The organism is Methylocystis sp. (genome assembly GCF_050246715.1).
Taxonomy (GTDB): Bacteria; Pseudomonadota; Alphaproteobacteria; order Rhizobiales; family Beijerinckiaceae; genus Methylocystis.
In genome coordinates this window covers 1-3214 of record NZ_JBFWVN010000115.1, presented here as the reverse complement: position 1 = coordinate 3214, position 3214 = coordinate 1, and the positions used below count along the sequence as shown (strand labels likewise).

3 protein-coding genes are annotated in these 3214 nt (G+C 59.7%); all 3 read right to left on the bottom strand.

Annotation, left to right across the window (positions count from 1 at the left end):
* Window positions 1-1784, bottom strand: a 1784-nt coding sequence (locus tag AB7I51_RS17895) for a phage protease (RefSeq protein ID WP_428406391.1), incomplete at its 3' end; no start/stop codon positions are given.
* A gap of 633 nt (window positions 1785-2417) precedes the next feature.
* The gene (locus tag AB7I51_RS17890; protein ID WP_428404890.1) at window positions 2418-2822 is read right to left on the bottom strand and encodes a helix-turn-helix domain-containing protein; all 405 of its coding nucleotides are present in this window, start codon (window positions 2820-2822) and stop codon (window positions 2418-2420) included.
* Between the two features lie 128 nt (window positions 2823-2950).
* Window positions 2951-3214 (bottom strand): hypothetical protein (locus AB7I51_RS17885; RefSeq protein WP_428404889.1); only part of this gene is annotated, 264 nt, incomplete at its 5' end.

Below are 3214 nucleotides of genomic sequence, written 5' to 3'. Positions count from 1 at the left end.
ATAGCGCACACATCCGCCAGTTCGAGAGCGCTCCAATCTTCGGGACGCTTCGTCGCCAGCGGTCCGGCTGCGCTCGCCACCAGCCTGCCGTTCTCCGAGTCCCACTCCAATCCCAACCGGGACATGACGCGATGTTGCACGGAGCAGACATCGGTCGGGAGCCCGGCGGCGCTCGCCTGTGCCATCTCCTTTGCGAACTCGGCCGCCAATTCGAGACCGCTCCATTCTTCGGGACGCTGCGTCGCCTGCGGTCCGGCCGCGCTCTCCACCAGCCTGCCGTTCTCCGAGTCCCACTCCAATCCCAACCGGGACATGACGCGATGTTGCACGGAGCAGACATCGGTCGGAAGCCCGGCGGCGCTCGCCTGCGCCATGTCCTTTCGAAACTCAGCCGCCAATTCGAGAGCGCTCCAATCTTCGGGGCGCTGCGTCGCTTGCGCGCTCAACTTATTGGCCCGTGTCGCCGGGAGGGAAACGCTTGCGCGCGGGGCCAAACGGGCTGTGGGCGGCGCGCCTTCGAGCCTCACGCCGCCTTCAGGAAAGAGCTTGCCAAGCACATAGTTGGCGTGTCTGTCGACACTTTCAGCGGCGGAACTCCGGATATACGACGCGTCGGGTGTAATCCCGGCAGCGAGCAAATCTCTTTCAGTTCGCCAGATCTCCAAGAGAAAGAGCTCGTCCCGCTTCACTCGACCGATGCTGGATAATTGCTTCACGCGATAATTCAACAAGTCAGAAACCGCGGAGAGCCGAGTGTCGCTCGAATTTCCCACAACCTTGGGTTGATAGCCGCGCTCCTCCGGCGCCGCGTCATTTCCGACGGCGCGCGATCTAAGCAATGGCATGGGACGTCGAACAAGAGAGATCGACTTGAGGCGCTTTACCTTTCCGCCCTGATCGCTGAAGAAGGTCGGCGACACACTGGTCAGCCTCATATCTTTGACGATTTGCAATGCGTCAGGCTGCCAATCGATTTTCGCCTCCAATTTTCCGGTGTTTATGCGAAGCTCGACAATCTCGCCGATCGGCGCCGACGTAACGTCCTCGCCTTTGTCGATTTGGATATCCGGCCGATGTTCAATGTTTACCGGAAAAACGCGGTAATCATGATCGTCGCTGCGCCGCGCCGCCGTGAATGCGTCGCAGATCGCCTTTCCATCGATGTAGAAGATATCCTCCGTTTGTGTCTCGACGAACCCAAGGGCGGGAAAGATGACAACCCGATCGGGCAAAGGTTTCGTCCGCGGCATCGGCGTCGCGATCATTGCATAAACGATGTCTTCCATCTTGGCGGCAAGACAAGCGCCGTGCGTCGTTTGCGCGGCAGCGAGCGCGCGCTGGTTCGCGAGCGCGGGCGCCGTGACAAGCGCAACTGCGCGCAACCACTTCGTCTTTCCTTCAGGCGTATGGAAAAAATCGGGGGAAACAAAGCGATGCGTTCGCTTGCGTAAGACCTCCCTGCCTTCGTCCAGCCAATCGACTTTGCCCTGAAGCGCGCCATTCTTGACGCTCAGCTCCGTAATCCAACCGACGGCGTCAGCGCGCTCGCCGGTGCTGGCGGCTCGTGGCGTCGAGTGATTTATGTCGATCGGAATGTCTAGGCCGTCGGCTTCAAAGCGCTCGATAAGCGCCTGAGCGTCCACATCGTAACTTCTCCCGTCGCGAGTTGCGATGCGCCCCAGCTGAGGGAAAATCGTAATCCACGTCGGCGGCTCCGCGCCGGCTTTGGGCAGCGGGGCCGAGATGGAAAGCATGGAGTTGTCCTCGATTAGATCATACATCATCGTGATGTGTCCTTTTGCGGCCCGACCTTGCGCACTTTGACGTCCTCGCGGCGTCCTTGTTGGCCCCTCTCATGGCGGCAAGCCGGTAGAGGACTGCGCGGCGACAAATGCCGGTCTGTTTCGCAAGCTCCGAAGTGCTTAGTCCCTGCGACAAGCCGTCTCTCAGCTTTAGGTAAATCAGCTCGTTTCTCGCTGTCGGAACGTCGAAATATTCGCCGAAGCCGCCGATCGTCTCGACGACTTTCAAGGCGCATTCGACCCCAAGCAGAACAACTAATGGATGTTGGCGGCGCCGACGAAGCGTCTTCAAAGCGGGGAGATACAGCCGCCGACCGCCGAACTCGCGCGCGATCGCGATTGCCGCATCTATGCCCGCCGCATCGGCGATGGCTTGCAGTCGTCCAGGGAGCTTTTGGGCTTCGCGCTTTTTCGTCGGCTTCGGCACGGGCGCTTCGCATTCCTGCGTAACTCTTCTTCGGCACGCGTCGACGAGGAAAAATTGCTCCGACGTTCGATCGCTCGCTTCAGTGTGAAAGGTTTCACATGGTGAAACCTTTCCTCCTCTCGTCACGAGAATAGGCGGGATGCGCTGGACCGCTGGCTACGAAGATTTTCCGGCGAGCGCCTTAAAACCTAAGCTCGCTGTTTGCGCAATCTCGCGAGGATGTTTTGGATGGTTCGCTGATGCAGCCCGGAGCCGCGCGCAGCTTCCTTCAGGCTCGCGCCCTTGTCTAGCAGTTCTACTGCCTGGCGGCGCGCCTTCTCACGCGAGCTGGCTTGCCCGAGAGGCAACATGATTTTCACGCCATGATGGGCGCGACGCCCATCGCCTTCGATACGCGCAGCAAAATAGGCGCACAGCCCGTCGGCCGCCTCACGCCCGATCGATTGCACGAGCCAATGGTCGTTCGGCGCGCGAGCGGGAATATATATCTCGCACCCGCCCCATTCGGCCGCGAGTTTCATAGTCGCATAAAGCCCGATAACAGTTGCGATCTCGGCTTGCAGGGGCGGAAGGAAGGAATAGTCTTCGGACATGCGTATGTCGTCTCTCGCCGCCTAAGCGAGAGCGGCGGGTTACCGCCCTCCTTCCGACAAGCGCGAAGCCAACGCCTAGGCGCGCCGACACTGCTGAAAGGGTGAACGATTTCACAGGGTGAAGAATTTCACCCGACCGTCCGCCGTCGACTGAGCAGGCCATGATCGCGGCGTTCGCCGTGAACTTCTCGAAAAAAACCGGCCGGATTCCGTCCAAGTTTTTTGTTGTTTGAATTCAACGTCTTTGCGCGAGCCCCCGGCAGTCTCTCAGTTTGATGGAGTGGATGCCCCCTCCTGACGGCATCGCGATGTGCCAAGGTGGCGATGTTTTCGCATCCCACGGAATGGGGAGGGCATCCATGGAAGAGGTTAACATCATCGGTCTTGACCTT